This window comes from Paraburkholderia sp. GAS199 (assembly GCF_050436585.1).
GTDB lineage: Bacteria > Pseudomonadota > Gammaproteobacteria > Burkholderiales > Burkholderiaceae > Paraburkholderia.
This window is the reverse complement of the sequence record NZ_JBNDMM010000002.1, coordinates 773,455-800,421: the sequence shown is the minus strand read 5'-3', so window position 1 is coordinate 800,421 and position 26,967 is coordinate 773,455. Positions and strand designations below refer to the sequence as shown.

Below are 26,967 nucleotides of genomic sequence, written 5' to 3'. Positions count from 1 at the left end.
CGACGAATCGACGGTCCATGTACCGCAATAACGTGTATTACAAAATAGACAAATGCGTTCAAGTTCGGGGCGCTGTCTGCCGTTAACGCAGTGCTGATGTGTCGATGATAGGCGCTGACGAGGTTGCATTGCCTATGCGGCGCTATGAAGAGCGTAACGACGAAGAATCGGCAGTCGCTTATACATCCGTTGGGTGACGATACGACCGCTAAAGAGAGATGGCTGATGGCTCAGCCAGATAATCCAGCTAATAGGAAAAAGACCATATGCAATGTACGCAATGCGGGACCGAAAACAGTTCCGCCAGCAGCTTCTGCGCGAAATGCGGCACTCAACTCGCCACAACACGAATTCAAAGTCCGATTTGGAACCCATCAAGGGTTGCCGGACTGAGCTTCGTTTTCACACCGGCATTCGGTTCGTATTTACAGTCATCGAACTGGAAATCGCTCGGGCAGCCTGAGCGGGCAGCATCTTCTAAGATTTGGTTCTTTATCAGTCTCATCGTGTTGGCTGCGATGGCCGGAGTCACCGCACTCTTCGCAGGTAAAACCGCCGACGGCAACGACGCGGTTCGCGGCGTCGTCAATCTTGGCGGCTTCATCTACTTCGCGGTGTGGTATTACGCTTCAGGTCGCCGACAGATCAATTATGTAAAAAACACGTTCGGGAAGCAGTACGCCAAGAAGTCGATGGCAAAACCGGTACTGGCGGCACTCGTATGTATCGTGGCGTATGCCGCAGTCGTGTTTGGTCTGCTGGTCGCCGCTCACGGGACGAACAGCGAGGAAGCTCAGTCGAGTGAGCCAGTGTCGTCGGCCAGTCCGTTGTCTGCCTTGACCGGTCTGTTCAGCACCGGTCCGAAACTGGATTGCGCCGCTGACAGCGTTAAGCAAAACATTGCCGAGACGTACACCGATCAGCTTGTGAAGACCGGCATCCCTGATCTGGTCTCGGCAGTGGCCGACAACCGGGTCAAGGTTCGCGTAGACACGATTCGCGAGACGGCGCGGAACACCGATTCGAAGAACGCCGACTGTGCTGCAAATCTGGTGATTGATTTTCCGAACGACGATTTGGTCCGCGCAACGCAGCAGAATGAACTCTTCACTCTGGTGATGCAGTCGCATGGCTATGCTCCGCTGTCCAGCCCAACTTTCGCTGCCGCCGTGACTTATCAGGTCGCCGTCCCAGCGGACGCAACGGAGAAGAAACAAGGGTTGATCGTCGCAATGACGACAAACAAAGACCACGCCGTTGACCAGCAACTGCAAACCTATGCGGCTGCGTATGAGGTGCTGTCGCTGGCGTCGCCGGACATCACTGCGACATCGACCAACGCAACACCTTGGTCCAAGGAATTTAAGGACAGCACCATCCAGTCATGCGGTACGTCATTGGGCGTCGAAAAATGCACCTGCCGGGTAGATGCCTTGGAGAAGGTTGTCAGCGAGAAGGAGATGGGGCGGATCGCCTTTGCGATGCAGGACAGCCCGGCTATCGCCACTCGATACGTCAATTTTAAGAAGCTGGTTGGAGCACTCGGTCAGCAGTGTCCGATGACACGAAACCTTGCGTCGATTCTTGGTGACGATAGCGCGACACCGGCCAACGCTGAAACTGATACGCGGGATTTGAACGCTGCGCCTTTGAATCAGACAACGGAGCAGTCGGCAGCCCAAGCGACTGAAACCGTCGCGGCGCAAGCGCAATCAACTCAGCAGGATCAGGTGGCGACAGCAGCGAAGTCGGAAACCACGCAATCGTCGCAGCCTTCAATTGCTGCGTCGTTTGACTGTTCAAAGGCATCGTCGAAGATCGAAAAATTGATCTGTTCAAGCCCGCAAACGGCGGATGCAGATCGCAGACTCGCATCTGTGTACCGCACCGCAGCTTCGAAGTCGGCAGACCAGTCGGCTCTGAAGCAACAGCAGCGGGACTGGCTTACCAAGGAGCGTAACGCTTGTGGCGATACCACCTGTTTGGTCACGGTCACAGAAGCCCGCATTCAGGTGCTCTCTGCCATGTGATCCGCCCGTCCAAAACAATATGGCAACCGCCCTTCATTGGCGGTTCATCACGATTTGACCATTAATAAACCGGGGAAATCTATGAAATTTCGTCACCTACTTGTGGCCTTGCTGGTCGTGTCGCCACTGGTGCACGCTACGTCCTTCGATTGCAAGAAGGCATCGACCTTCGTGGAGAAGACGATTTGTGCCAGCCCGTTGCTTGGGAAGCTGGATGATGCCCTGACGGAAAACTACAACGCGATGTTGGCGACTGACTTGGGGGATGGCGGCGCTTCCTTGAAGAAGGAGGAGCGGTCATGGATCGCGCAACGCAACAAATGCACGAACGACCAATGCCTGATCGATATGTACCGCAAGCGTGTGGACGATGTCTGTGACGCGCCTGTCGTGTCCGGCGTTCATGCGGATTGCGTGCAAGGCAGCGACATCAGTGCCGGTTCGGTGACGCCTGCAACACAGGTCGATTCCCCATTGGCAAACGCACCGGCAAAGGAAAATCCGGTCATGCAGGCTTGGGTCAAAACCTGCACGCCACTGACCGCACCGACCGCCCTTGATAGTCAGGTTCGTGCGGGGAACGTGGCGTTTCGAGGCGTCAGGGTCGCGGCTATTGATTCTGCTGACGCCGGTGGGTCTAGTCTTGTGTCCGTGCGTTTGACTATGTCAGCGACGGACTTCAAGGCCAAGTTCCCCGAATTCGCGAAGACGAGCAAGTTTCCCAAGAGCAAGGCATGTCCCGGTGGTATTCAGCGGTCGATTGCCGATCAGTCGATGTCCGGTGCTGCTGGCGCGACTATCGAGTGCAATTGCGATACTGGCGGGGACTGAAAAACGTGAGTCGGGACGGCCCTAATCTGCAAGTCGTCTCGGCTGTGCGCTCAAGATACACTTGCGCACCCGTTCGAAGTCAATGCGTGCGGGGTGCGGAACTAAAAGCTAGACCATCGGGAATATGAATGAGCGAACAACAGACCAACCCGCGTGAAGCGGGACTCGAAAAAGCGTATGCGCCGCTGGACTCAATGCTTGTGACCGGCGAGAAAATTCAATCTACGGCTGTGCAACGCAGGCTTTTCGCGTTGCTGCACCGTCGTTCACTTGTCGCAGCCACAACGGGCCGCTTGATCGGTGTTAGCCGTGGCTTGATCGGTGGATTTACACCAGTTGACATCCGCTGGCAGGACATCAAGTCCGCGCACGTGAAGGCGGGCATCTTTGGCAGCACCTTGCGAGTGACTGCCTTGACTATGCCGGACCTCGCGATCAACGGCGCGATCCGCCCGTTCGAATTCTCCGGTCTTCGGAAGGCAGAAGCTCAGGCCGTCTACCGCATCTGCCAAGCACAGGAACAGGCTTGGCGCGAAAAACGACGCCTTCGTGAACTGGAAGAGCTACGGGCTAAATCTGGCGGCTTCCAAGGTTCGCTTGGGGCGGATGGTGCATCCTCAACAGCCAACGAGGACCCGACCGAACGATTGAAAAAAGCGAAGGGCATGCTTGACGCTGGGTTGATAAGTGACTCGGAATTCGAGACCATCAAAGCTCGGGTAATCAGCCAATTTTGATGGGTTCCATGCGGTGCGGTGTGATCTGCCGCGCTGCGTGTCCATGCAATATCCAGCCTCTGGAACTGCCGTTAAGACGTTGTGCGGCGTGTGTTTTGGCCGTCGCATGTCTGGACGGCCTTTTTGTTTGCGCTACCAATTTGCAGCATCGTCACGGCGTGAAGCCGCTTCGATCAACATCTCAACCGCGACTTGAGGGCCAAGACATGGAACAAGTAACAGGCTTTTCGAGGTTGCGTGGATGCACTGACGCACGGATTGCAGGGCTAGTCGGCCTACTGGTCGGCGATGCACTCGGCGTCCCGTTTGAGTTCACACCGCCTGAACGAATTCCGGCGCGACATCTGATCGAGATGATCCCACCCGTTGGTTTCCATCGTGCACATGCTGGCGTGCCGCCCGGAACGTGGTCCGACGATGGGGCACAAGCATTGTGTTTGCTTGCCAGTCTCCAAGACAATGGGCGTCTAATCCTCGCCGACTTCGCCAGTCGGCTGCTGCGATGGTTGGATGACGGTTACATGGCCGTAGACGGCCACGTATTTGATGTCGGAATCCAGACGGGTAAAGCCTTGTCGAGACTACGTGACGGTGTGTCACCGTGTGAGTCCGGTGGTCGCGACGAGTGGAGCAACGGGAACGGAAGCTTGATGAGAGTGCTGCCGCTTGCCCTGTGGCATGTTGGGACCGACGAGACACTTGTTCATGACGCTCATATGCAATCGTTGCCGACCCACGCCCATCCGCGTTCGCTCGTTGCGTGTGCGTTCTGTGTGTTGGTCGCGAGGGCATATCTGCGCAAGGTTGCGGACCCTTGGTCATGGGCGGACCAACGCCTCGAAGAGATATACAACGGTTGGCCGGATCGGCAGGAGCAGATTGCGCTTCAGGCCGAACTTGACATGCTGCGAAGCTTTCCGAAGACCGACCAGCCACGTGGCACTGGATACGTGCTGGACACAATATGGTCCGCGAGAGAAGCGATGAAGGAAACCTCTTTTGAGGACGTTGCGACGGCGGCGATTTGTTTCGGCAACGATACCGATACCACGGCAGCCGTCGCATGCGGTCTTGCCGGGATCATGTACGGTCTTGATGGCATTCCGGTTCGATGGTTATCGGCGCTTCAGGGATATGATCTCGTCGAGCCCCTGATCTCACGCCTTCGCGCCCGCTGGGAGTAACGAGGAAAATGGCTTCGACTTGGAGAAAGAGAATGACGGTGAACAGCATTCCGCACGTCGCAAAGAATCTCGACGAGACGTTGGTGATGTGGCGTTATCTTGACATGGCGAAGTTTCTCGATCTGCTCGAAAATCGTGCATTGTTCTTCTGCCGGGCGGACAAATTCGAGGATAAGTTCGAGGGAGCGTTCACGGCTTCAGCCAAGCATGCCATTGAGGAAGCTTTTCAAAAGGAAAGCACGGGACTGACGTTCGATGAATTCAAGGAACGGCTGAGGAAACGTGTCTTTGTGAACTGTTGGCGTGGAAGCGGTGACGACAGCATGGCAATGTGGAGCCTGTATGGCCGCTCCACTGCCGCAGTTGCGGTCACCACTACGGTAAGTCAACTACGCACTTCTTTGAAGATACCGTTCCCCTACCAGAGTGAGATCAAGCAGGTTCGATACGTCAAACATTGGCGTGATCCGGCGTTGCAGTATGAACCTTACGCGAATGTCTTTACCTATAAGGTCAAAGCCTACGAGTACGAAGAAGAAGTCCGGGTCTTGATCGACCGGTACGAGGAAAACATCGAAGATTCGGACTTGCCGCCCGGCATGTCGATACCCGTCGTCCTTGCAGATTTGATTCGTAGCATAGTCATTCACCCAGAGGCACAGGGGTGGTTCGAATCGTTGATTCGAAACATTGTTCAAAGGTACGGGCTACCTGTAGAAGTGCGGCGCTCGAAACTAGCATACGATCCGATCTGATGTAGGCGCAATGACGAGATGGTCAGAAGCTACCCATAAAGCCATGTGAGGATGGGCCTCCTTTGACTCGACTACAACCACTCGCTGAACGAAGCGTTACGTCGGTGTCCACGGGCTGTCGCGTCATGATTCAGCGATCTTGTTGGACGGCGCGATGTCTTGGCTATTGAGATATGCCTAACGCGAAGCACCCACGCTATCGACGCGAACTGCTGAGTCGCTATGGGCGTATTACCGCTTGGCACGCAAGTCTCACGGAGCGTGTGGACCGCCCTCGCGGTTTCCCCCCTGAGCGCGAAAATCGTACCTCGATTGTGTTGGAAGGGGAGTTCATCGAACCGGTGCGCGATGTGATCCGGTTTTTGATTCAAGTCAGCCCGACTAGCAAGCCGAGCGTCGGTAACGCCGATATGCCTAATGTTGGCGCTTTCATATCGATCAAACCTGAGTTACAGGGCGTGGTTGATATGTCGGAAGGGCATTTCCGAGACCTGCTAACGCTTGCCGCTTCTGGCCGACTGTCGTGGTGTCACGTCGCGTTCACGGTGCCGTTCCATCGATCCGCATTAATCGTCAGCGTCAATTTCACCACGCGACCGCCCGACGACGAAAGTTGAAGTCATGCATGTGACACCGCTTTAGTCCGCCGCCCCGTCAAGCGGCGGCCTGTTCAATGAAGATTAGCCGAGCTTTGCTGCCAAATCACCGGCATCAATCGACACGTATCGCTGAAGCATATTTGCCGTTGTGTGGCCGGAGATTGCTCGGAGTTCCAAAACCGACAGACCATTTTTCGCCAGCCGTGTCAGCGCATCATGCCTTAGATCGTGAAAAGTAAAGTTGCGGATACCAGCCCTTACAACCGCTCTTTCGTATGCTTGTTTCACGGCTTCCATGGAGACCGGGAAGACCCGACCGTCTACGCTGCGCGGTAGTGATTCCAGCATGGCGACACAATTCTTCGATAGGGGAATTCTTCGAGGCTGCCCGCTCTTCGTCACCTGAAGGGTCGCGGTTCGGTGGGCCAAATCAACATCGTTCCATGACAGCGAAAGTATTTCGCCGCGCCGCGCTGCGGTCTCCAACGCGAAAATCACCACTGGTCTGATCCATGAGTTATGGCACTGCCCGCACGCCGAGACTAATGCGGTCCTTTCCGGGACGGTGAGCACGCGGTCTCGCGCTTTGCCAGACCGCGGCTTTCTGATGAGGCTCACGGGATTGCTCGGCAAACGAATGCCCCATTCGCGGATGGCGATGGAGAAAACGTGGCTAAGAAGTTGCAGTTCTCGTAGTGCTGTGCCGGATGAGACTTCGCTGAGGCGGGCGTCCCGCCAAGACGCAACCATCTGTGGCGTTATGACGGATAGAGCGTGCTTTGCGAGACTGAGTTTCTTGAAACTTTCAATTCGGTAGCACTCAGCGCGGCTTCCTCGCTTGCTTTTGCTGACCTCCGTTGCATAGCGATCTAACAGTGCCGCCAAGGTGGTTTGGCGATCTTCGGGACTGTCGATCCACTGCCCGGCGTCGATTAGCCGCTCTTGCTGTCTCGCCCACTTCTCCGCGTCTTTCTTCAGGGCGAATGTCTTCGATTGAACTGGATAACCTTGACGCTTCACAATCGCCTGCCAGCGGTCGCTGCGTTGTCGTATGGTTGCCATCACTTCTCCAAGGGTGACAGCGGGGTGACAAACCGGTCTGACGATGAGGGTGCGCAATGCTAACCCTTTGATATTGCATAGTTTAAGCTGGGAGAGCGTCGCGTTCGCAATGCGAAGGTCGGGAGTTCGATCCTCCTCCTCCCAACCAGATCCAATCAGTTCCGCAAACCCCGCGTCCCGCAAGGTCGCGGGGTTTTCTTTTAAAGCCCACCAAGCCCCACAGCATTCACGAGAGCCCCTCATCTCAACAAATAAGCACCATAAACAACCTCATCGCACCGCCCACCGCCATCGCACGATTCAACCACGCGTAATTCTTCGAACTAGTCTCGAACATCATACAAAGCCGAAAGTAATACTTACTCGGATCCACCGGTTTCCTTTCACCAAATCCGCCAACACATCGGCTGGCCCATACCGCAGTCCTTTGGTTTGCAAATAGACCAGTTCGCCACCGTCCATCTTCAGCAGATACCGCGTGTCGATCATCGCGAGTCCATCGGAATTAACCGCCTGCCAGTCGGCCCCTTTATTCAGAATCTCACCGTTCACTATTGGCTCTTTAAAATTGCCGTCCGTGATCGAAATGATGCGGCGCTTTCCGGCATCGGTGGTTTCGCCCAATTCGCAGATCGGCGAAATCAGATCAACCAACGGCCCATATAAGCCTGGTCGGGTTTGGACGGCTCGAATTCGGTATGTGCCGCGTCCGATTCCGCGGCCAGTGAACACATGATCGAGCGCGCGGCAAACATCGTCGCCAGCAGAAGTCTGAAGAACTTCTGCATTGAGGTACTCGGCCAAGTGGCCGTCAGGGAAAATTCAAAAGCGTCGAATGAATCGCTAACGCGCCTATCCGCGCACCGCAGTCGTCGTGAGAACTCACTCAGCAAACCAAAATAAGCAACGGCGAGCGATCCAACACAACGACGCCATCACAAGACCATCCAGACCCGACCGTGTCAGGAAGCCTGACAAAAAAATCCATCACCAAAGAACCTGACACGCAACCAATCCAGGTTCGGTGAAAGCCCCCTCCGCATACAACCTGTCGCGAGCAAATAAAAAAGCCGACGCCCCCGACCAACCCCAGAAAACGCCAGCCCCCTCAACGCGTCACCGTCATGCGACGGCGACATCAGACCTCACTCAAAACTTGTCCCACCCATCGTCGCCACCTACAGCGGCGATCGCCAGTGCCGGCATCGCCGGCCGTGCAACACGCTTTGCCGCAGCAACCGGCGCACGTGTCACGGTTTCGCGTTCGACAGGCTCGCTTCTCGTCAACGTCACGCCGTTATCTTCGACAATCTGGAAGAACGCCACGGCCTGATTCAGCTGCGCGCCCTGATCTTCCATCGACCTCGAAGCCGCCGCTGCTTCCTCGACGAGCGCCGCGTTCTGCTGCGTGACGTTGTCCATTTGCGTGATGGCCTGATTGACCTGTTCGATCCCGCGGCTCTGTTCGCTCGACGCCGCCGCGATCTCGGCCATGATGTCGGTCACGCGCGCGACGGCTTGCGTCACTTCGTTCATCGTTTTGCCTGCTTCGCCCGCGAGTGCGGAGCCGTCGCGAATCTTGTCGACGGAGGTCGCGATCAGGTCCTTGATCTCCTTCGCCGCGCTCGACGAGCGTTGCGCCAGGCTTCTGACTTCGCTCGCCACCACGGCAAAGCCGCGGCCCTGCTCGCCGGCGCGTGCGGCTTCGACGGCGGCATTCAGCGCGAGGATGTTGGTCTGGAAAGCAATCCCTTCGATGATGCCGGTGATGTCGGCGATCTTGGTCGAGCTGTCGCTGATGTCCTGCATGGTGTTGACCACCTGGCCCACCACTTCGCTGCCTTTCTTCGCGACGGACGACGCATTCGCTGCCAGCGTGCTGCCTTGCTGCGCGTTGTCGGCGTTCTGCTTCACGGTCGAGGTGAGTTCTTCCATGCTGGCGGCGGTTTCCTGCAACGACGCTGCCTGCTGTTCCGTACGCTGGCTCAGATCCATGTTGCCGGCGGCGATCTGACGCGCGGCGCCGGCGATGCTGGAACTGCTGTCGCGCACGCGCGCCACGATGGCCGTCAGCCGATCGTTCATCTCGCGCAAGGCGCTGAGCAGCTTGCTGGTTTCGTCCTTGCCTTCTACGGTAATGCGTGTGCGCAAATCGCCTTGCGATACGGTGCGCGCCACGTCGATCGCTACACCGAGCGGTCCGGTCACGGCGCGCGTGATCAGCAGGCATGCGCCGAACGCAATGCCGAGCGCGATCAGGCAGATGGCGATCAGCACGTTGCGCTGGCTTTGATAGTGTTCCGCGTACTCGCCGATGATCTGTTCCTGGCGCGTATGCGTGTAGTCGGCATAGGCGTTGGTCGCGCGAATCAGCGCGGCGAGAAGCGGACGGCATTGCTCGTCCATTTTGACGATCGCGTCGTCGCGCTTATTGGTCAGCGCGAGGTTGACGATATCGAGCGCCACCGGACCGTACGCTGCCTCCACACGATTGATTTCCGCGACGAGACTGCGCGCCTTCTCCGACGAATCGGTCGCGGTCGCGATCATGTCGTTGAGCTTTTTGAGGTCCGACTGCACGTCTTCGTGCGCGCGCGTGACGTCGGCTTTTTCCAGGTCGAGATCCTGCGGCTTGGTCACGAGCACGAGATTGCGCGCCGCGATGGCGCGACGGTCGACGGCGGTCCGCACCTGCACGGCCATATCGGCGCGTGCGTTGATGCCATGCACGAAGCTCGAAAATCCGTCGGTTGAATCGCTAAGTGCTTTCAGCGAGAGGCCGGAAACCGCGACGACGATGAGCGACAGCATGCCGAAGCCGGCAATGAGCTTGGTTTTGATGGTGAGATGCTTCAGTGTCACGATTAATTCTCCAATAACGAAACGTGATTGCGTTCGCAATGGACTCTCAGGTCCGGGCATGGGGACGTCTATCTGACCGCACCACAACGTGCGGCCCCGCGTTGTTGACCCTTCGATGTTTCGCGGGCGCGTCGGTCGGTAAAACTGACGTGCGTCACGCATCAAATGGGTATCCCATTTACCGGATATCGGAACCGAGTCACCGTGACTTAAGCAAACTCGGGTATGTCACTACAAAGCTTGCACGAGATGAACGTGGAAAATGCGTTATCACGCATAGATCGACGTATTTAAGCGCCAGATGGAAGCGTGTTTGTCTTACGTGAACCCTTCATTCCGGTCGGCTGTGAAAGGCGAGGGCTATGCATCGACCGTTTCAAACGCATGGACCATGCTTCGGCAAAATTCGCGCGGATAGTCTATGATTGAGCAATCACTCATTTATTGCCGGTTCAACAGCTGGAATTCAGATGGCCCGTCCGAAGAGCGAAGACAAGCGCAACGCCATTCTTGCCGCCGCCGCTGAAGTCGTCGCGGAGCAGGGGATGAGTGCGCCAACGTCACGCATCGCGAAAGTGGCCGGCGTCGCGGAAGGCACGCTGTTCACGTATTTCGATAACAAGGACGCGTTGCTCAACGAGTTGTACCTCGTCATCAAAGGCGAATTGCGCGAAGTGATGATGGCGACGTATCCGCAGGACGCGAGCGTGCGGGAGCGGGCGCAGTACGTGTGGGACAAGTTCGTCGACTGGGGCGTCGCGCAGCCGCAAAAGCGTCGCGCGATGGCGCAATTGTCGGTATCCGATCGCCTGACCGACTGCGTGCGCGAGACGGGCATGCAATCGTTCGCGGACATCAACGCGATGATCCAGGCGAGCGTCGCGAGCGGTGCATTGCGCGATCAGCCGCCTGCGTTCGTGTCGGCGATCATGGCGGCGCTTGCGGAGACCACCATGGATTTCATCGCCCGCGAACCGGCCGAGGCGGAGCGTTATCGCCGCGCCGGTTTCGAAGCGTTCTGGCATGCGATTGCACAGCCTTAGCGTGACCGCCGGACTCGGTCCCGACATTGCGTTCGCGTTGGCAGCCGCGCCCGAAGCAAATGTGAGTGCCGATGATGAACCCACGCCAATGATCGAGCGCAACGGTCCGCGGGACGAAGCGCAGATTGTCCGGCTTGCGCGAGGCGAGGCCGTCGCGGCTCGACGGTGATCCATTCAGAAACGTTGAACAACACGCGCTGGCCTGGCGCGACCACGGAGTACACGACATGAAGGTGATGATATTCGGCGCGACAGGAATGGTCGGCCAGGGCGTATTGCGCGAAAGTCTGCGCGCGCCTGACGTGGACGCTGTCCTGACCGTCGGCCGCACGCGCACGGGACAACTGGACCCGCGTCTCACCGAACTGATTCAGCCCGACCTGATGGACTATCGGCAAACGGAAGCCGCGTTCAAAGGTTTCGACGCCTGCTTCTTCTGTCTGGGCGTTTCGTCGGCGGGCATGAACGAAGCCGATTACGCACGTCTCACCTATGACGTGACTCTGGCCGCCGCGCAGACGCTCGCTCGCATTAATCCTCACATGACCTTCGTCTACGTCTCGGGAGCCGGCACGGACAGTACCGAGCGCGGTCGCAGCATGTGGGCGCGCGTCAAGGGCCGAACTGAAAACGCGCTGCTGCGTCTGCCGTTCAAGGGCGTGTATCTGTTCCGGCCCGGCGTCATTCAGCCGCTGAACGGCGCGCGCTCGAAAACGCGCTCCTACCGCCTGTTCTACGCAGCGGCCAAACCTTTTCTGTCGACGCTGCGCGCACTGTTGCCCAACCAGATTCTCAGCACAGAAGACGTCGGTCAGGCGATGCTGGCCGTCGCGCGACACGGTGCGCCGAAAGCCGTGCTTGAATCGGCCGATATCCGGGCGCTCAGTCGCGCGGCCGCGCAGCCTTTATTCGATCTGCATACTGGTTAGGCGCGCCAACGGCGGACTTCCACTCACGGTCTGCCCAAGGTCCGCCTAAGGCACGAAAAACCTGTCTGTTCGAGCATTTGCGGCGTCGCGAGGTCTGGTACGCTGACGATTCGCGGGTCGCGCTTGCACATGCCGGCCTCTTCTTCACGCGCGCCGTTAGCGCATGCTCGAACGACAAGCCCATGGTGACGCGCCGACCGAACATCGTGATTGCGATCAGTATCGTGCTGGCCAGCGCGATCCTTGCAATTGCAGTTTGGGTGCTGGCGCAGATGCGCGACGACGCATTGAGGCGCGCGCAGGATTCCGTCTTCAACGTCTCCTTGCTGGTCGAGCGCGACGTCTCGCGCAATCTGGAAATCTACGACCTGTCCTTGCGCGCGGCAATCGACGGTCTCAAGCAGCCCGGCTTCCGCGACCTGCCGCCTACGATTCGCCAGATGGTGCTATTCGACGGATCCGCCAGCGCGAAAGACATGGGCTCGATTCTCGTGCTCGACGCCAACGGCGATATCGAATACGACTCGCAGGCTTATCCGCCGCGTCACTTCAATCTCGCCGACCGCGATTACTTCAAGGTGCAGCGCGACTCGCCGAACGTGGGTCTGTACGTCAGCCGTCCGTTCGTGCCGAAGATCAGCGGCACGGATACCAGCATTGCGTTGAGCCGGCGCATTTCGCGGCCGGACGGCAGCTTCGGCGGTGTGGTGATCGGCACCTTGCGCCTGACGTACTTCCGGCGTCTGTTCGCGGGCATGAATCTCGGCGCGGGCGGTTCGATGGCGCTGATGCTCAGCGACGGCACGATGCTGATGCGGCGTCCTTACGACCCGAAGATCATCGGCCGCAATCTCACCGGCACGTCCAATTACTCGCGTTTCGTCGAGCGTCCGAGCGGCGATTTCTTCGGCACGGCGGCGATCGATAACGTCGAGCGCTGGTACGCCTTCCGTCATATCGACATGTACCCGCTGATCCTCGACGTCGCGCTTTCCACGCGCGACATCTACGTGGAGTGGCGGCATCGCGCGTGGATCATCGGCTCGCTGATCGCCGCGCTGGACATCGCGATTCTCGCGCTCGCCGTGCTGTTCTCGCAGCAGCTTCGTCAACGTCGCGCGGCCGAGGAAGAACTGCGCATACTCGCGCGCACCGACGGCCTGACCGCGCTGAACAACCGGCGCACGTTCGAAGAACATGCGGAAGACGAATGGCGTCGTGCGCAACGCAACGACTGGCCGCTGTCGATGCTGCTGATCGACGTCGACAGTTTCAAAGGCTTCAACGACCTCTACGGCCATTCCGCCGGCGACGACGCGTTGATCGCCGTAGCCCGCTGCATCGCGCAGAACGTGCGCCGTCCAGGCGACACGGCGGCGCGTTACGGCGGCGAAGAGTTTGCCGTGCTGTTGCCCGACACCGACGCAGCGGGCGCGGCGTTCATCGGCGAAAAGATTCGCACCGCGGTTCAGGCGCTCGAACTGCGCCATGTCGCGAGTTCGCATCACGTGCTGACGGTGAGTATCGGACTCGCCTGCACCACGGGTCAGACTTTCACGACGAGCCGTGAGCTGGTCAACGCCGCCGACGAAGCGCTTTACGAAGCCAAAGACGCCGGTCGCAATCAGGTGCTGTCCTATCCGGTCGCCGCGCGGGCGGAAGCGGGCTTTCAATCGGCGGTGCCGCAGCACTGAGCGTTCGGACCGTGTCGTTGCCCCGCAACGCAGACCAATTTAACCCGGGTAATAAGTTGCACCTTATTTATACCCGGATATAATTCGACAAATTCTTCTTCTGGAGTTTGTCGTGACGAACCACGCCACCACTTGCATTGCCTTCGAGGGACACCGCCGGATTGCCTCGGGCGCCGCGGCCGACGTCGCGCTCGCCGTCCATGACGTGCTGACGCGCGGCGAACAGGCGCCCGTGCTGATCTTCGACGACACGACCAGTCAGCCGATCGAATTCGACTTGCGCGGCACACCGGAACAGATCCTCGCGCGTCTTTCAGCCAACGAGACCGCCGCGCCAACCACGCCGGCCGATGCACCCACCGAAGACGACGCGCCGCGAGGACGCGGGCGGCCCAGGCTTGGCGTGGTCGCGAGAGAAGTGACTTTGTTGCCGCGTCATTGGGACTGGCTGAATGCGCAGACGGGCGGTGCGTCGGTGGCGTTGCGCAAGCTGGTGGACGCTGCGCGGGCCGGCAGCGAGGACAAAGATCGCCAGCGCGCGGCGCAGGAATCGGTGTATCGGTTCATGACCGCGCTGGCGGGCAACCTGCCGGAGTATGAAGAGGCGACGCGAGCTTTGTATGCCCACGACGCGTCGCGCTTCGACGCAATCGTCAAGCGCTGGCCCGACGATGTGCGCGATCACACGCTGAAGCTGGCCGCCGATGTTTTCGGCGCACGTTCGTAAGCAAATGCGACGGGCAAAAAAAAACCGCTCACGCCAGGGAGCGTGAGCGGAAAGTCGGAGAGTTACAACAACATCACACGTCAACAACTTCGCTACGTTTCGGGGAAAAACGTAGCAAAAGAAAGCTTAGGTGCGAGGCCGCCGATCTTCCATCAGACGAATCCCAATCGTGACGATCGAGCAGCCGCTAAGCATTGCTTACATCATCCTGTCCCGGTTATGCCCGGCATTGGGCGCATCAAGTCCACCTGACGGCAGCCGTAAAAGAAGGGGGAGCGTCGCTGCGAATTCGAAGGATCGCGAAATGTTTCGCGACAGCGCAGTGGCGAGAGCGTCTCTCGTGGACTTGTGAAGGATGGTGAAATGAAGTGGTTCGATCGCATGACCGTATTCAGGAAGTTGCTGTTGGCATTTGCCGTCGTGATCGGGTTTTGCGTGGTGATCGGTGGGACTTCGCTCACGACGCTGTCGTCCATGCATGACATCACCGACGAAATCGCGGTGCGTCACATGAACGGTCTCTACTGGATGGAAGAAGCGAATCGTCACAAGATCGATTCCGACCTCGCCGCCGCGAATCTCGGCTACGCAGCCGACGACGCGGGCCGTCAGAAACTGAAAGAGAGCATCGTCGACTCGCTGAAAGACATGCACGGTGCGTACGACCAGTATCGCGCCACCATCGCCACCAGCAAGGGTCAGGAATTGTTCGACGACGTGCTGCGCAAGTCGGCGGTGTGGGAAGGCATCGTGCATCAGCAGATCGGACTCGAACCGATTCCAGCGGGCGTCGACAACAACGAACTCGTGCACCGCGCGATTGCTTCGAGCGAGGCATTGCGCGATCGCATCACGGCGCTGATCGATTATCGGCGTCAGCAAGCCAACGACGCGCAGCACCGCGCCACCGTCAATTACGAACACATGCGCGTCAGCATGCTGGTTCTGGTGCTCGGCGCCATCGCGGCGGGCATGTTGCTCGCCACCGTGATCGCGCGGCGTCTTTCGCGTCAACTGGGCGGCGAGCCGGACTACGCCATGCAGATCGCCAATCGCATCGCGGGTGGCGACCTGGGCGTGCGTGTCGAGATTCGCGCCGGCGACACCGGCAGCCTGCTGTTCGCCTTGCGCAATATGCGCGAGCGGCTTGCGGGCATCGTCTCGGGCATCAGCGAATCGAGCGAATCGATTCTGATGGCGTCGGGCGAGATCGCACAGGGCAATACGGATCTGTCGCAGCGTACCGAGGAGCAGGCCGCCGCATTGCAGCAGACTGCGTCGAGCATGCAGGAGCTGACATCCACGGTGAAGATGAACGCCGAGAATGCGCAGCAGGCGGGCGGCGTGGCGCATGGCGCATCGGAGATCGCCGAGCGCGGCAGCACGTTGGTAAGCGATGTCGTGGAAACGATGCGCGAGCTGGCCGCGGGGTCGAAGCGCATGACCGACATCATCGCGGTGATCGAGGGCATCGCGTTCCAGACCAACATTCTCGCGTTGAATGCCGCCGTGGAAGCGGCGCGCGCCGGCGAGCAGGGGCGCGGCTTCGCGGTGGTGGCGGGCGAAGTGCGTTCGCTTGCGCAGCGCAGCGCGATATCCGCGAAAGAGATCAAGGAACTGATCGAGAACTCGACCGCGCGCGTGGGCAGCGGCGCCGAACTCGCCGAGCGTGCCGGCCAGACCATGGCGGAAGTCACGCACGCGGTCAAACGCGTGACGGACATCATGGGCGAGATTTCGTCGGCGTCGCAGGAACAGAGCACCGGTATCGAAGAAGTGAATCGCGCCGTCGCGCAAATGGACGACGTCACCCAGCAGAATGCGGCGCTGGTCGAGCAGGCCGCGGCCGCGGCGGCCTCGATGGCCGACCAGGCGAGGCAGTTGCAGTCGGCGGTGACGGTGTTTTCGCTCGAAGCGCGCTGAAGCAGGCAGCATCCGCCGATAATGCCGGTGTGCATGCTGCGCCGCGTGCTTGCCAGGGCTAATGGCACTCCGTACACTCGCGCGTAATTCGCAGACGGCGCCGTTCACGCGCCGTCCATTAAAACGCCGATAGAGGAGAACCCCCGCCATGGCCGATTCCCACTTCCCCCGCTGGCGCGTCCAGCCAGCCGCTGCCGAGGGGCGCATCGTCGGCACCGACGAGCGCCTCGCCTGGCCACAGATGATCGCGATGGGCGTTCAGCACGTCGTCGCCATGTTCGGTTCGACCGTGCTCGCGCCGCTTCTGATGGGCTTCGATCCGAACCTGTGCATCTTCATGTCGGGCATCGGCACGTTGTTGTTCTTCGTGCTGGTGGGCGGCCGCGTGCCGAGTTATCTCGGCTCCAGCTTCGCGTTCATCGGCCTCGTGATCGCGGTGACGGGTTACGGCGGTCACGGTCCGAACATGAACATTCCGGTCGCGCTGGGCGGAATCATCGCGTGCGGGGTGGTGTACGCGATCATTGGCCTGATCGTGTCGGCGGTCGGCACGCGCTGGATCGAAACCTTGATGCCGCCGGTGGTGACGGGCGCGATCGTCTGCGTGATCGGGCTGAACCTCGCGCCGATCGCCGTGCACGGCGTGAGCGGCAGCAATTTCGATTCGTGGATGGCGCTGGTCACGGTGCTGTGCGTCGGTGCAGTGGCGGTGTTTGCCCGCGGCATGCTGCAGCGCCTGCTGATTCTCGTGGGTCTGCTGATGGCGTACGTGATCTACGCAATCGTGACGAACGGTCTGGGCATGGGCAAGCCGATCGATTTTTCGATCGTCGCCAACGCCGCATGGTTCGGTCTGCCGCACTTCACGGCGCCGGTTTTCAACGTGCAAGCCATGACGCTGCTCGCACCGATCGCCGTGATTCTGGTGGCGGAAAACCTCGGACACATCAAGGCCGTCAGTGCGATGACCGGCCAGAATCTGGACCGTTACGTCGGCCGCGCTTTCCTCGGCGACGGACTCGCAACGATCGTCTCCGGTTTCGCCGGCGGCACGGGCGTCACCACCTACGCCGAGAACATCGGCGTGATGGCCGTCACCAAGATCTATTCGACGCTGGTCTTCGTGATTGCCGCGGTGATCGCGCTGGTGCTGGGTTTTTCGCCGAAGTTCGGCGCGGTGATCCAGACCATTCCGGGCCCGGTGCTGGGTGGCGTGTCGATCGTCGTGTTCGGTCTGATTGCCGTGACCGGCGCACGCATCTGGGTGGTGAACAAGGTCGATTTCTCCGACAACCGCAATCTGATCGTCGCGGCCGTCACGCTCGTGCTGGGTGCCGGCGACTTCTCATTGAAACTGGGCGGCTTCGGTCTCGGCGGCATCGGCACCGCGACGTTCGGCGCAATCATTCTCTACGCGCTTCTGCGACGCAAGCCGGCACAAGGTCCGGTGGCCTGATTCGTCGCTTGCTGATCTGAGCGCTTGCCGGGCGGTGGCGGGGTCGACCGTCCGGCGTCAAAGCATTTATTTGCGGTGCGCAGTCAGCGCCGTTTCCAGTAGATCCACTTCGCGCATCAGCTTGTTCAGCGTTTCGTCGTTGATCGCGTGACTGTTGCGCAGTGCGAGCAGGGTGGTGCGCTCGGCGCGCATCGCCGCCAGCTTCATCTGGAATTCGAGTGCGTCGGCGCGACGTGCCAACTCGCGCGGCTCCTGCTCTTCGTCGAGCGTAGCGAGCCGCCGCCGATACAGGTCCATCACTCGCGCTGTCACGTCGGCCGCATACGCGGACTCCGACTCATCCAGATCCGAGCATTTCTCATCGTGTACTTCGTCGATGGCGCGAATCGCGGCTTGCGCGGCCATCGTGCGCGCCATGGTTTCTTCAGCGGCGTGCGGGTCTTTGCTGCGTCGCCAGCCGCGCAGCAATAACGGCAACGCAACCACCGCGACCAGCAGCGAAAGCAGAATCACGCCAGACGCGATGAAGATCGCGAGATCGCGGCCGGGCAACGGCGCGCCGCCCGGCAGCAGTTCGGGCAGGGACAGCACACCGGCCAGCGTCACCGCGCCGCGCACGCCGGCCACTGTGGTGACCGTCACGGTGCGCAAGCCGGGTACGGCATTCGCCACGCCATGCCGGGCCGCCGAGCGGCTGGCGAACCAGCGCAACAGCCAGACCCACACGAAACGCATGGCATACAGCGCCGCCGCCACCGCGACGATATAGCCGATCAGCCGCCACACCAGCGCGTCGCTGGTTTCGTGCGCGTCGAGCAGCGCGCGTCCGATGGTATGGGGAAACTGCAGGCCCAGCAGAATGAACACCATGCCGTTGAAGACGAACTCGATCATCGTCCACGTGCTGCCGGCCCGTACTCGCGACGCGACCGAACCCGAATGCGCGACGCTGGCGTAATTCATCATCATGCCCGCGGCGACGGCCGACAGAATGCCCGACACTTCGAAGCGCTCCGCGATCAGATACGCGGCGAACGGAATCAGCAACGTCATCACGACGCCGGGCGCGGGATCGCCTTCTTCCGTGAGGCTGAAAAAGTGCGCGGAAACGAAGCTGAACAGCCAGCTCACCGCCGCGCCGGTCGCCAGACCGCCGGCCGCGATAATCACGAAGCTGATCGACGCCTCGCGGATGGAGAACACGCCGGTAAGCGCGGCGGCAATGGCGAACTTGAGCGCGACCAGACCGGAGGCGTCGTTCATCAACGCTTCGCCTTCCAGAATATGCATCAGACGCGAGGGAATCTTGCCTTTGCCGACAATGCCGCTCAACGCCACCGCGTCGGTCGGCGAGAGAACCGCGGCGAGTGCGAACGCCACTGGCAGCGAAATCGACGGCACCAACGCGTGCACGAAATAGCCGACCACCAGCACCGTCATGAAGACTAGCCCGAGTGCAAGCATCAGCACTGCGCGGCGCGCCATGAACAGTTCACGCTTCGGGATGCGCCAGCCGTCCGCGAACAGCAGCGGCGGAATGAACAGCATCATGAAGATTTCCGGATCGAAGCTGACGTGCATGCCGAGCGCCGGCCATGCGAGCAGCGCGCCGATCGCGATCTGCACGAGCGGCAAGGGTAAAGCGAAGCGCAGCGAGCGGGTGAGGATGCCGGACGCGGCAACGGCAAGCAGCAGAATCAGTACGGTAAAGACAATTTCCATCGATCTATTTGTGCGGATATAGCGGCGCGATTTGTGGTCGCAGTCGGGTTCATCGTGTCCGATGACGCAGGGTTCTGGTCGGGCGCCGGGACAGGCACGAGGGCAAAGTTTAGCCCAGCACCGGCAAGCGGCTTCACCAAACGGGCAGTGTCCGCGTCGTGAAGAGAATCGGGCGGCCGCGCGTCCATGCACCGCGACGGTGCGTGATGCGCCCACGCGCGGCGCATTGACCCTTTCGTCGGTGCAATAGGACATGCAAAGTTCATTCGAATGTGCGCCAGCGTGCGCATGGAGCTTGCTTAAGGGAAGGGGATGACGCACATTTTGAGAGACGGCGCCGAGGTTGTTCGCTTCCGCGTTCGGACCGGCCCGACTCTCGCGTGAGAGGATTGCATGACGATTGCGCAACAGGAAAGGGCGGCCGCGCCGCCGCATGGTTTCGATGTCGAGGTGACGTCGGGGCTCGAACGTTTTTCGGTGCAACACGGCGAGTTGACGCTGACCAGCGTGTTCCAACCGATCTTCAGCTTGTCGCACATGCGTGCGGTCGGCTACGAAGGGCTGCTGCGCGCGCATGACGCGCTCGATCGCCCCGTGTCTCCACTCGACGTGTTCGGCGAAGCCGCCCGCATCGGCGACGTGCTGCAACTCGACCGGCTCGCGCAGACGCTGCATCTGGAAAACTTCAAGGTGCTCGGAGCCGAGCGCGAGTGGCTGTTCCTGAACATTCATCCCGGCGCGCTCACCGATCCGTATCTGTCCGCCGCCCTGCTGGCGACGCTGCGGCGTCTCGATCTGCCGCCGCGGCGCATCGTGCTGGAAGTGCTCGAACATCGTGCCGAAGATCTCGAACGTCTGGCCGAAGCCGTGAAGCAGTTCCGCGAGCGCGGCTTCCTGATCGCGCTCGACGATTTCGGCGCCGGCCATTCGAACGTCGAGCGTATCTGGCAGCTGAACCCCGACATCGTGAAGCTCGACCGCATCATGCTTTCGCATGCCGCGCATCGCGCCGACATGGCGACGATTCTGCCGGGCCTCGTGTCGTTGTTGCACGAAGCCGGCAAGCTGGTGCTGATCGAAGGCGTCGAAACCGAACACGAGGCGCAAATGGCGCTCGCTTGCGACGCCGACTTCGTGCAGGGTTTTTTCTTCGGCCGACCGAACCCCGGCGCGGCCGACGCCGCACACGCGAGCGCATGCATCGGCGAACTCACCGACCGTTACCGTGACCAGGCCGAAGCGCGCGAACGCCGCAACACGGCCCGGCTCGCGCCTTATCTGCGCGCCTTCGAGCGCGCGGCCGAGCGTCTCACCGCCGGCGAACCGCTTGAGGAAGTGTGCTGGAATTTTCTCGCGCTCGATCATGCCGCGCGTTGCTTTCTGCTCGACGCAAAGGGTAAGCAGGCCGGCCGCAACGTCGTGCTGCGCGCCGACCGCGCGGCGCACGAAACGCGCTTTCTGCCGCTGGCGGATGCACAGGGCGCCAACTGGCTGCGTCGTCCGTATTTCCGTGCGGCGATCAGTGCGCCGGAACGCGTGCACGTGACGCGGCCGTATCTGTCGATCAACGAGGCGTTGCCGTGCGTGACGCTTTCGGTGGCGACGCGCGTCGGCGAGCAGACCTGTGTGCTGTGCGGCGATATCGACTGGTTCGAGGAACGTGAGGACGCGTGACGGTTCTGCGATGATGTCGTTTTAGACGACACTCAGCACCGCCATGCCCGTACTGCTCGAAGTCATTGCCACCACCGTCGCCGACGCGCGCGTTGCCGCGCAAGCCGGCGCGGACCGTCTCGAACTCGTCACCGCGATGGGCGAGGGCGGCCTCACGCCCAGCCTCGGTCTGATCGAAGCAGTGGTGGCCGCCGTGCCGATTCCCGTCAACGTGATCGTGCGGCCGCACAGCCGCTCGTTTGTCTACGACGCCGACGACTACGCCGTGATGCTGCGCGACGTGCGCGCCGTCAAGGCGGCGGGTGCGAACGGCATCGTGATCGGCATGCTGGACGACCACGGTGAGATCGACCGTGAAGGTCTCTCGCATGCCATCGACGCCGCCGACGGACTCGCCATCACCTTCCATCGCGCCTTCGACGAAGTGCGCGATCAGCGCAAGGCGCTCGACGTTCTGCTGGCTTTCCCCGCAATAACCAGCGTGCTGACTTCCGGCGGCAAACCGTCGGTATTGCAGGCGCAAGCGGAGATTGGAGAATGGGTGCGGCACGTGTCCGGATCGCATTGCACCGTGCTCGCGGGCGCGGGGCTGACGGTCGATGCGCTGGCCGGCTTCGTGAATGCGACGCAGGTTCGCGCGGTCCACTTCGGTTCGGGCGTGCGTGTGGACGGCAACGGCCTCGCACCGGTCGACGCGAACAAGGTAGCCAAAGTGAGAGCGTTGCTGGGCCAGAGCGAGCACTGAGCGTTCGCGGCATGGCGCATTAAAAAGCCGCTTCGGGCAACACACCCGAAGCGGCTTTTTTCATCGACGTGGTGAAAACAGCTTCACCCGGCAATCGGCTTCACTTCAACGTCACTTCGCGACCACCACCGGAATGCCGCGCAACTGTCCTGCGCCCTTCATCTCTTCCAGCGACTTCTTCACCGCTTCGCTCGTCGCGGCTTCGATCTGCAGGCGTGCTGCGAGATCGCGTTCGCCGCGCTTCACGCCGGCCAGATTCGCCAGTTTCACGTGACCGTAGCCGCGCACACGCGCATGCAGATCGGCGAGCTTAGCGACGTCTTCGAGCGTGCCCGGATCGAGCTTGCCAAACGCGCGTTGCAGCGTGAGTTCGTAGTCGTCCGCGAGACTGCGCTCCATTTTTCGTTCGAGCGTCCGGCCGAACGGATCGAGCATCGTGCCGCGCAGGCTGCTGAATTTCGCCATCACGCCCAGCACCGGCCACATCCACTGGCCGAAGGTCTTCTTGGTCGGGTTCACGCCCGCTTGAGCGCGCGTGAGCGTCGGCGGCGCGAGGTTGAACTTGATGCCGAAGTCCTTGCCGGCCACGCCTTCGAACTGCGCTTCGAGTGCGTCGCGGAAAGCCTTGTCCGTATGCAGACGTGCCACTTCATACTCGTCCTTGACGGCGAGCAGGCGATAGAACGTCGTCGCCACGGCGCGCGTCAGGCGTTCGCTGTTCGCGTCGACGGCGCTCTCCGCGCGGCGAGCCGCGTCCACCAGCGCGCGATACCGCTTCACGTAGCTTGCGCCACCGTAGGTTTGCAGACGAGCTTCGCGATGCGCGATCAGTTCGTCAAGCGTATCGACGCGCACGGCCTGCTTCGCCAGATGACGCGTTTGCCACAGCGATTCGAGCGCGGCCGGATCTTCGGCGGCCAGACGGCCGATCGAGAACGCCAGCTGATTCATCTGCACGGCGACGTTGTTCAGTTCGATGGCGCGCATCATTGCACCGAACGACACCGGCACGAGGCCGAGTTGCCACGCGTAGCCGAGCATCAGAATGTTCGCGCCGATGGTGTCGCCGAGAAAGCGCGTGGCGAGCGCCTGCGCGTCGCAGGTCGACATGCGCTCTTCGCCTGCTGCGTGACGCATCTTGTCGATCAGCGCGTCGGCGTGCAGCGTGGCATCCGGATTCGTCACGAAGCTGGCGTTCGGAATAGCGTGCGTATTGACGACGATGCGCGTGCGGCCATGACGCACCGTTTGCAACGCATCGGCACTGGCGCCCACCACCATGTCGCAGGCGAGCAGCACGTCGGCCTGTTGCGTGTCGATACGCACCTGATTGAGCCACTCGTCGCTCGCGGCGAAACGCACGAACGACAGCACCGAGCCGCCCTTCTGCGCGAAGCCCATGAAGTCGAGCACCGACGCGCTCTTGCCTTCCAGGTGCGCCGCCATGCTGATCAGCGCGCCCACCGTGACGACACCCGTGCCGCCTACGCCGGTCACCAGAATGTCGAACGGCGCGGCGTCGAGATGCGTGGCGGGAACCGGCAGGGCTTGCACGCGAGCGGCCAGCGCGGCCGGATCGAAGGCGGCGCCGGCCGCTTTCTTCAGCTTGCCGCCTTCCACCGTCACGAAGCTCGGGCAGAAGCCGTTCACGCATGAGTAGTCTTTATTGCACGATGACTGATCGATGCGGCGCTTGCGCCCCAGCGCGGTTTCCACTGGTTCGACCGAGAGGCAGTTCGATTGCACGCCGCAATCGCCGCAGCCTTCGCACACTTCTTCGTTGATGAACAGACGCTTGTCCGGATCGGGAAACTCGCCTTTTTTCCGGCGACGGCGCTTCTCGGCTGCACAGGTCTGGTCGTAGATCAGCACGGTCACGCCGTCGGTGTCGCGCAATTCGCGCTGCACCGTGTCCATTTCGCTGCGATGGTGGAACGTCGTGCCTTTCGGGAACAGGTCGTGATGGCCGTCGTATTTCTCGGGTTCGTCGCTCACTACGACGAAGCGCGATACGCCTTCGGCTTCCACCTGACGCGCGATCTGCGGCACGGAAATGCTGCCGTCCACCGGCTGACCGCCCGTCATGGCGACGGCGTCGTTGTAGAGAATCTTGTAAGTGATCGTCGCTTTTGCCGCGACGGCCTGACGGATGGCGAGGATGCCGGAGTGGAAATAGGTGCCGTCGCCGAGATTCTGGAAGACGTGACGCGTTTTCGTGAACATCGAATGCGACGCCCAGTCCACGCCTTCGCCGCCCATCTGGATCAGACCGGTGGTGTCGCGCTCCATCCACGAGGCCATGAAGTGACAGCCGATGCCTGCATGCGCGATCGAACCGTCCGGCACTTTGGTGGACGTATTGTGCGGACAGCCCGAGCAGAAATAAGGCGTGCGCTTCACGCTGTCCGCGGCGTTCGAGAGAATTTGCGGCGCGACCAGATCGACCACGCGTTCGCGGCGGTCGAGCGCGGGCTTGTGCCTGGCGAGCCAGTTTGCAAACACCGGCAGGATGCGCGAAGGCCGCAATTCGCCGAGCGACGACAGCAGCAGCGTGCCGTCTTCGGCATGCTTGCCGATCACGATGGGACGCGTGCCCTGCGTGCGGTTGTAGAGGTAGTCCTTGATCTGTTGCTCGATCACCGGGCCTTTTTCTTCGATCACCAGCACTTCGGACAGACCGGAGACGAAAGCGTCGATGCGTGTCATTTCGAGCGGGAACGACAAGCCGACCTTGTAGATCCGCACGCCGGCCGCTTCGAGATCGGCCACGGTCAGATCGAGCCGGCGCAAGGTTTCCATCAGATCCAGATGCGCCTTGCCGCAGGTCACGATGCCCACGTTGGCATGCGGACTCGGCGCAATCCATTTGTCGATGCTGTTGGTGCGTGCAAAGTGACGGACCGCGTCGAGCTTGGCATGCATGCGCGACTCGATCGTCAGGCTCGGCAGATCCGGCCAGCGATTGTGCAGGCCGCCCGCGGGCGACTCGAAATCTTGCGGTACGGCCCATTCGGTTTGCAGCGCGTCGAGATCGACCGTGGTGCCCGACTCGACCGTTTCCGAAATCGCCTTGTAGCCGACCCACGCGCCGGAGAACCGCGACAGCGCCCAGCCGTACAGCCCGAATTCGAGCATGTCCGCGATATTCGACGGATTCACCACGGGCATGTGCCACGCCATCATCGCGAAGTCGCTTTGATGCGGCATCGACGACGACACGCAGCCGTGATCGTCGCCCGCCACCACGAGCACACCGCCGTGCGGCGAGGAACCGTAGGCGTTGCCGTGCTTGAGCGCGTCGCCGGCGCGATCCACGCCCGGACCCTTGCCGTACCACATCGCGAAGACGCCTTCGACGGTGCGTTCCGGGTCCGATTCCACCCGTTGCGTGCCGAGGACCGCCGTGCCGCCCAACTCTTCGTTGATGGCGGGCAAGAAGCGGATTTCACTCGCGCTGAGCAGTTTTTTCGCTTTCCACAACTGCTGGTCGACCATGCCCAGCGGCGAGCCGCGATAGCCGCTGATGAAGCCGGCGGTATTCAGGCCGTGCGCCCGATCCAGCGCGCGTTGCATCAGCGCGAGTCGCACCAGGGCCTGCGTGCCGGTCAGGAAGATGCGGCCGCGCGTGGCGGTGAGGTTATCGGACAGCTTGTAGTCGGCGAGAGCGGGCGTGCCGTCGATGGGCAGGCGAGCGGTCATGGGTGAGTCTCCGTTGTTTTGCATTCGCGCGCCGTGGGTGGGGACCACAGAGGTGACGCAGCGAAAGAGACTCTATTTTTTAGCGCCGATTAGAGTGAATTTTTTCTACTTGATCCGAGGGAAGACGAAATGGCGCGACGGCCCGCACGTTTTAATGAAGTTTTGAGATGGATCTACCACGCGCGCGGCGCATTCGGGTAAGCCCTGGTGCGAAACCGCCCGCGCGCAACGCCTCTGAAATGTCAGGCGCCGCTGGCTTTGTGGACCGGTGTGAGCGGCACGACGGGCGCGGAGTCGAGCGGCACGATTTCGTCGAAGTGCGAGTAGTCGATGTGGCTCACGCCGTCGACGTCCGTCATGATGTCGGCGAAACGATGCTGCCAGCGGATCATGTCGCAACTCCACATGTAGCGCGCCTGCATGTTCTGCGAAGTCGACTCGTCGACGCCTTCGAGCGTGAGCAGCAGCATGGTGTCGACCGCCTTGAGCGTTTCGGCCGTCTCGCCGAACAGCGGGCTGCTTTCGTCGATCACGTGCATCAGAATCCAGCCGAGCTTGAAGACGGGATGTTGTTCGCGCACGAGCGTCAGGTCGTAGAGCTTGCGCAGCGTGAAGCCTTCCACTGTCGTTTCCTGACGCATGATGCGCAGACGCGCGCGCGCTTCGGCGATCACGTTCTGGCGCGCGTTGGCGGCGCGCACCATCAGCGTCATGCGGCCTTCGAGCGGCCGCACTACGGCGTAGCGCGCGAACATGATCTTGGCGTGCGGCCGCGAAAAGCGCGCGAAGATGAGTCCGGTGGCCAAGGCGATGCTCGACATGCCGACAAAAATCTCCAGCGTGGCGATCCAGTGCGCGTAGACCGTTTGCGGATGCATGTCGCCGTAGCCGACGGTGGCGAGCGTCTCCACGCTGAAGAAGAATGCGCCGCCGAAACCCTTCGGAAACTGGTTGGCGATCGATGCGCCGCCGAGCATGTAAAGCGAGGCGAACGCGGTGTTGAGCAGCAGGAACAGCACCGCGAGCGACACGAAGAACGTCGGCCAGCGCACCACCAGTGCGCGATGGTAGAAGTCTTGCCAGAGCGGCGTCGGCATGCCGTGCGTGATGACTACGCGATCGTCCAGACGCAGTTCGCGGCTGCCGCGCGCGCGACGTGTCTGCGCGCCGGTGTCGGCGTCGCCGATGCCGGGAATGCGATCTGACGGTTCGGATGCCATCGTGTGCTCGGGGAAGTGAAAACGCGCAAAGATTAGCACGCAGCTCTGGCGTTTCGTCCGTCACGCGACGGTGTA

At 60.9% G+C, this 26,967-nt stretch carries 19 protein-coding genes and 1 pseudogene; 14 read left to right on the top strand and 6 right to left on the bottom strand.

Annotation, left to right across the window (positions count from 1 at the left end):
* The first annotated feature begins 266 nt into the window (after positions 1-266).
* From P3T18_RS09670 to P3T18_RS09645, 6 genes are all read left to right on the top strand, one after another.
* On the top strand, positions 267-2,030 hold the full coding sequence (locus tag P3T18_RS09670) for a lysozyme inhibitor LprI family protein (RefSeq protein ID WP_429299691.1): 1,764 nt from the start codon (positions 267-269) through the stop codon (positions 2,028-2,030).
* 81 nt (positions 2,031-2,111) lie between these two features.
* Positions 2,112-2,861, top strand: coding sequence for a lysozyme inhibitor LprI family protein (locus P3T18_RS09665; protein ID WP_429299690.1), 750 nt, complete (start codon positions 2,112-2,114; stop codon positions 2,859-2,861).
* 128 nt (positions 2,862-2,989) lie between these two features.
* Positions 2,990-3,598 (top strand): PH domain-containing protein, encoded by a 609-nt coding sequence (locus P3T18_RS09660; protein ID WP_429299689.1) that lies wholly within the window; start codon positions 2,990-2,992, stop codon positions 3,596-3,598.
* Positions 3,599-3,804: 206 nt separating this feature from the next.
* A complete protein-coding gene (locus P3T18_RS09655; RefSeq protein ID WP_429299688.1) occupies positions 3,805-4,782 on the top strand; it encodes an ADP-ribosylglycohydrolase family protein in 978 nt (325 codons plus the stop codon).
* 32 nt (positions 4,783-4,814) lie between these two features.
* Positions 4,815-5,537 (top strand): hypothetical protein, encoded by a 723-nt coding sequence (locus P3T18_RS09650; RefSeq protein ID WP_429299687.1) that lies wholly within the window; start codon positions 4,815-4,817, stop codon positions 5,535-5,537.
* 263 nt (positions 5,538-5,800) lie between these two features.
* Positions 5,801-6,154 (top strand): hypothetical protein, encoded by a 354-nt coding sequence (locus tag P3T18_RS09645; protein ID WP_429299686.1) that lies wholly within the window; start codon positions 5,801-5,803, stop codon positions 6,152-6,154.
* A gap of 63 nt (positions 6,155-6,217) precedes the next feature.
* On the opposite strand, the gene P3T18_RS09640 is transcribed toward P3T18_RS09645, so the two are convergent.
* From P3T18_RS09640 to P3T18_RS09630, 3 genes and pseudogenes are all read right to left on the bottom strand, one after another.
* Positions 6,218-7,198, bottom strand: a complete 981-nt coding sequence (locus tag P3T18_RS09640) for an integrase (RefSeq protein ID WP_429299685.1) — start codon at positions 7,196-7,198, stop codon at positions 6,218-6,220.
* A 244-nt stretch (positions 7,199-7,442) separates the two neighbouring features.
* A pseudogene (locus P3T18_RS09635) lies at positions 7,443-7,930 on the bottom strand (DUF3237 family protein).
* Positions 7,931-8,347: 417 nt separating this feature from the next.
* On the bottom strand, positions 8,348-10,060 hold the full coding sequence (locus P3T18_RS09630) for a methyl-accepting chemotaxis protein (RefSeq protein ID WP_429299684.1): 1,713 nt from the start codon (positions 10,058-10,060) through the stop codon (positions 8,348-8,350).
* 470 nt (positions 10,061-10,530) lie between these two features.
* Between P3T18_RS09630 and P3T18_RS09625 the strand changes: the two genes are divergently transcribed.
* The 6 genes from P3T18_RS09625 to P3T18_RS09600 all read left to right on the top strand — a co-directional run bounded on the left by P3T18_RS09625 (position 10,531) and on the right by P3T18_RS09600 (position 17,832).
* Complete coding sequence (locus P3T18_RS09625; protein ID WP_429299683.1) at positions 10,531-11,103, top strand: TetR/AcrR family transcriptional regulator; 573 nt, start codon at positions 10,531-10,533, stop codon at positions 11,101-11,103.
* A gap of 227 nt (positions 11,104-11,330) precedes the next feature.
* Positions 11,331-12,032: an NAD(P)H-binding protein gene (locus tag P3T18_RS09620; protein WP_429299682.1), complete on the top strand. Its 702-nt coding sequence runs from the start codon at positions 11,331-11,333 to the stop codon at positions 12,030-12,032.
* A 182-nt stretch (positions 12,033-12,214) separates the two neighbouring features.
* On the top strand, positions 12,215-13,726 hold the full coding sequence (locus tag P3T18_RS09615; RefSeq protein ID WP_429299681.1) for a sensor domain-containing diguanylate cyclase: 1,512 nt from the start codon (positions 12,215-12,217) through the stop codon (positions 13,724-13,726).
* A gap of 112 nt (positions 13,727-13,838) precedes the next feature.
* Positions 13,839-14,453, top strand: a complete 615-nt coding sequence (locus P3T18_RS09610) for a DUF2239 family protein (protein ID WP_429299680.1) — start codon at positions 13,839-13,841, stop codon at positions 14,451-14,453.
* A 363-nt stretch (positions 14,454-14,816) separates the two neighbouring features.
* A complete protein-coding gene (locus tag P3T18_RS09605) occupies positions 14,817-16,376 on the top strand; it encodes a methyl-accepting chemotaxis protein (RefSeq protein WP_429299679.1) in 1,560 nt (519 codons plus the stop codon).
* 148 nt (positions 16,377-16,524) lie between these two features.
* Positions 16,525-17,832: a solute carrier family 23 protein gene (locus P3T18_RS09600; RefSeq protein ID WP_429299678.1), complete on the top strand. Its 1,308-nt coding sequence runs from the start codon at positions 16,525-16,527 to the stop codon at positions 17,830-17,832.
* A gap of 66 nt (positions 17,833-17,898) precedes the next feature.
* Here P3T18_RS09600 and P3T18_RS09595 read toward each other — a convergent pair whose 3' ends face one another.
* Positions 17,899-19,554: a Na+/H+ antiporter gene (locus tag P3T18_RS09595; protein ID WP_429299677.1), complete on the bottom strand. Its 1,656-nt coding sequence runs from the start codon at positions 19,552-19,554 to the stop codon at positions 17,899-17,901.
* A 393-nt stretch (positions 19,555-19,947) separates the two neighbouring features.
* On the opposite strand from P3T18_RS09595, the gene P3T18_RS09590 reads away from it, so the two are divergent.
* Positions 19,948-21,228, top strand: a complete 1,281-nt coding sequence (locus P3T18_RS09590; protein ID WP_429299676.1) for a sensor domain-containing phosphodiesterase — start codon at positions 19,948-19,950, stop codon at positions 21,226-21,228.
* A 43-nt stretch (positions 21,229-21,271) separates the two neighbouring features.
* Positions 21,272-21,973: a copper homeostasis protein CutC gene (locus P3T18_RS09585; RefSeq protein WP_429299675.1), complete on the top strand. Its 702-nt coding sequence runs from the start codon at positions 21,272-21,274 to the stop codon at positions 21,971-21,973.
* 111 nt (positions 21,974-22,084) lie between these two features.
* On the opposite strand, the gene P3T18_RS09580 is transcribed toward P3T18_RS09585, so the two are convergent.
* Both P3T18_RS09580 and P3T18_RS09575 read right to left on the bottom strand, forming a co-directional pair.
* Positions 22,085-25,672, bottom strand: coding sequence for an indolepyruvate ferredoxin oxidoreductase family protein (locus P3T18_RS09580; RefSeq protein WP_429299674.1), 3,588 nt, complete (start codon positions 25,670-25,672; stop codon positions 22,085-22,087).
* Positions 25,673-25,914: 242 nt separating this feature from the next.
* Positions 25,915-26,892, bottom strand: a complete 978-nt coding sequence (locus P3T18_RS09575) for an ion channel (protein ID WP_429299673.1) — start codon at positions 26,890-26,892, stop codon at positions 25,915-25,917.
* Positions 26,893-26,967: the final 75 nt, after the last annotated feature.

Coding starts and splice junctions, on each gene's coding strand:
- P3T18_RS09615 (WP_429299681.1), top strand. CDS start 12,215: ATGGTGACGCGCCGACCGAACATCGTGATTGCGATCAGTATCGTGCTG.
- P3T18_RS09640 (WP_429299685.1), bottom strand. CDS start 7,198: ATGGCAACCATACGACAACGCAGCGACCGCTGGCAGGCGATTGTGAAG.
- P3T18_RS09600 (WP_429299678.1), top strand. CDS start 16,525: ATGGCCGATTCCCACTTCCCCCGCTGGCGCGTCCAGCCAGCCGCTGCC.
- P3T18_RS09605 (WP_429299679.1), top strand. CDS start 14,817: ATGAAGTGGTTCGATCGCATGACCGTATTCAGGAAGTTGCTGTTGGCA.
- P3T18_RS09620 (WP_429299682.1), top strand. CDS start 11,331: ATGAAGGTGATGATATTCGGCGCGACAGGAATGGTCGGCCAGGGCGTA.
- P3T18_RS09590 (WP_429299676.1), top strand. CDS start 19,948: ATGACGATTGCGCAACAGGAAAGGGCGGCCGCGCCGCCGCATGGTTTC.
- P3T18_RS09625 (WP_429299683.1), top strand. CDS start 10,531: ATGGCCCGTCCGAAGAGCGAAGACAAGCGCAACGCCATTCTTGCCGCC.
- P3T18_RS09660 (WP_429299689.1), top strand. CDS start 2,990: ATGAGCGAACAACAGACCAACCCGCGTGAAGCGGGACTCGAAAAAGCG.
- P3T18_RS09665 (WP_429299690.1), top strand. CDS start 2,112: ATGAAATTTCGTCACCTACTTGTGGCCTTGCTGGTCGTGTCGCCACTG.
- P3T18_RS09580 (WP_429299674.1), bottom strand. CDS start 25,672: ATGACCGCTCGCCTGCCCATCGACGGCACGCCCGCTCTCGCCGACTAC.
- P3T18_RS09585 (WP_429299675.1), top strand. CDS start 21,272: ATGCCCGTACTGCTCGAAGTCATTGCCACCACCGTCGCCGACGCGCGC.
- P3T18_RS09650 (WP_429299687.1), top strand. CDS start 4,815: ATGACGGTGAACAGCATTCCGCACGTCGCAAAGAATCTCGACGAGACG.
- P3T18_RS09595 (WP_429299677.1), bottom strand. CDS start 19,554: ATGGAAATTGTCTTTACCGTACTGATTCTGCTGCTTGCCGTTGCCGCG.
- P3T18_RS09575 (WP_429299673.1), bottom strand. CDS start 26,892: ATGGCATCCGAACCGTCAGATCGCATTCCCGGCATCGGCGACGCCGAC.
- P3T18_RS09655 (WP_429299688.1), top strand. CDS start 3,805: ATGGAACAAGTAACAGGCTTTTCGAGGTTGCGTGGATGCACTGACGCA.
- P3T18_RS09670 (WP_429299691.1), top strand. CDS start 267: ATGCAATGTACGCAATGCGGGACCGAAAACAGTTCCGCCAGCAGCTTC.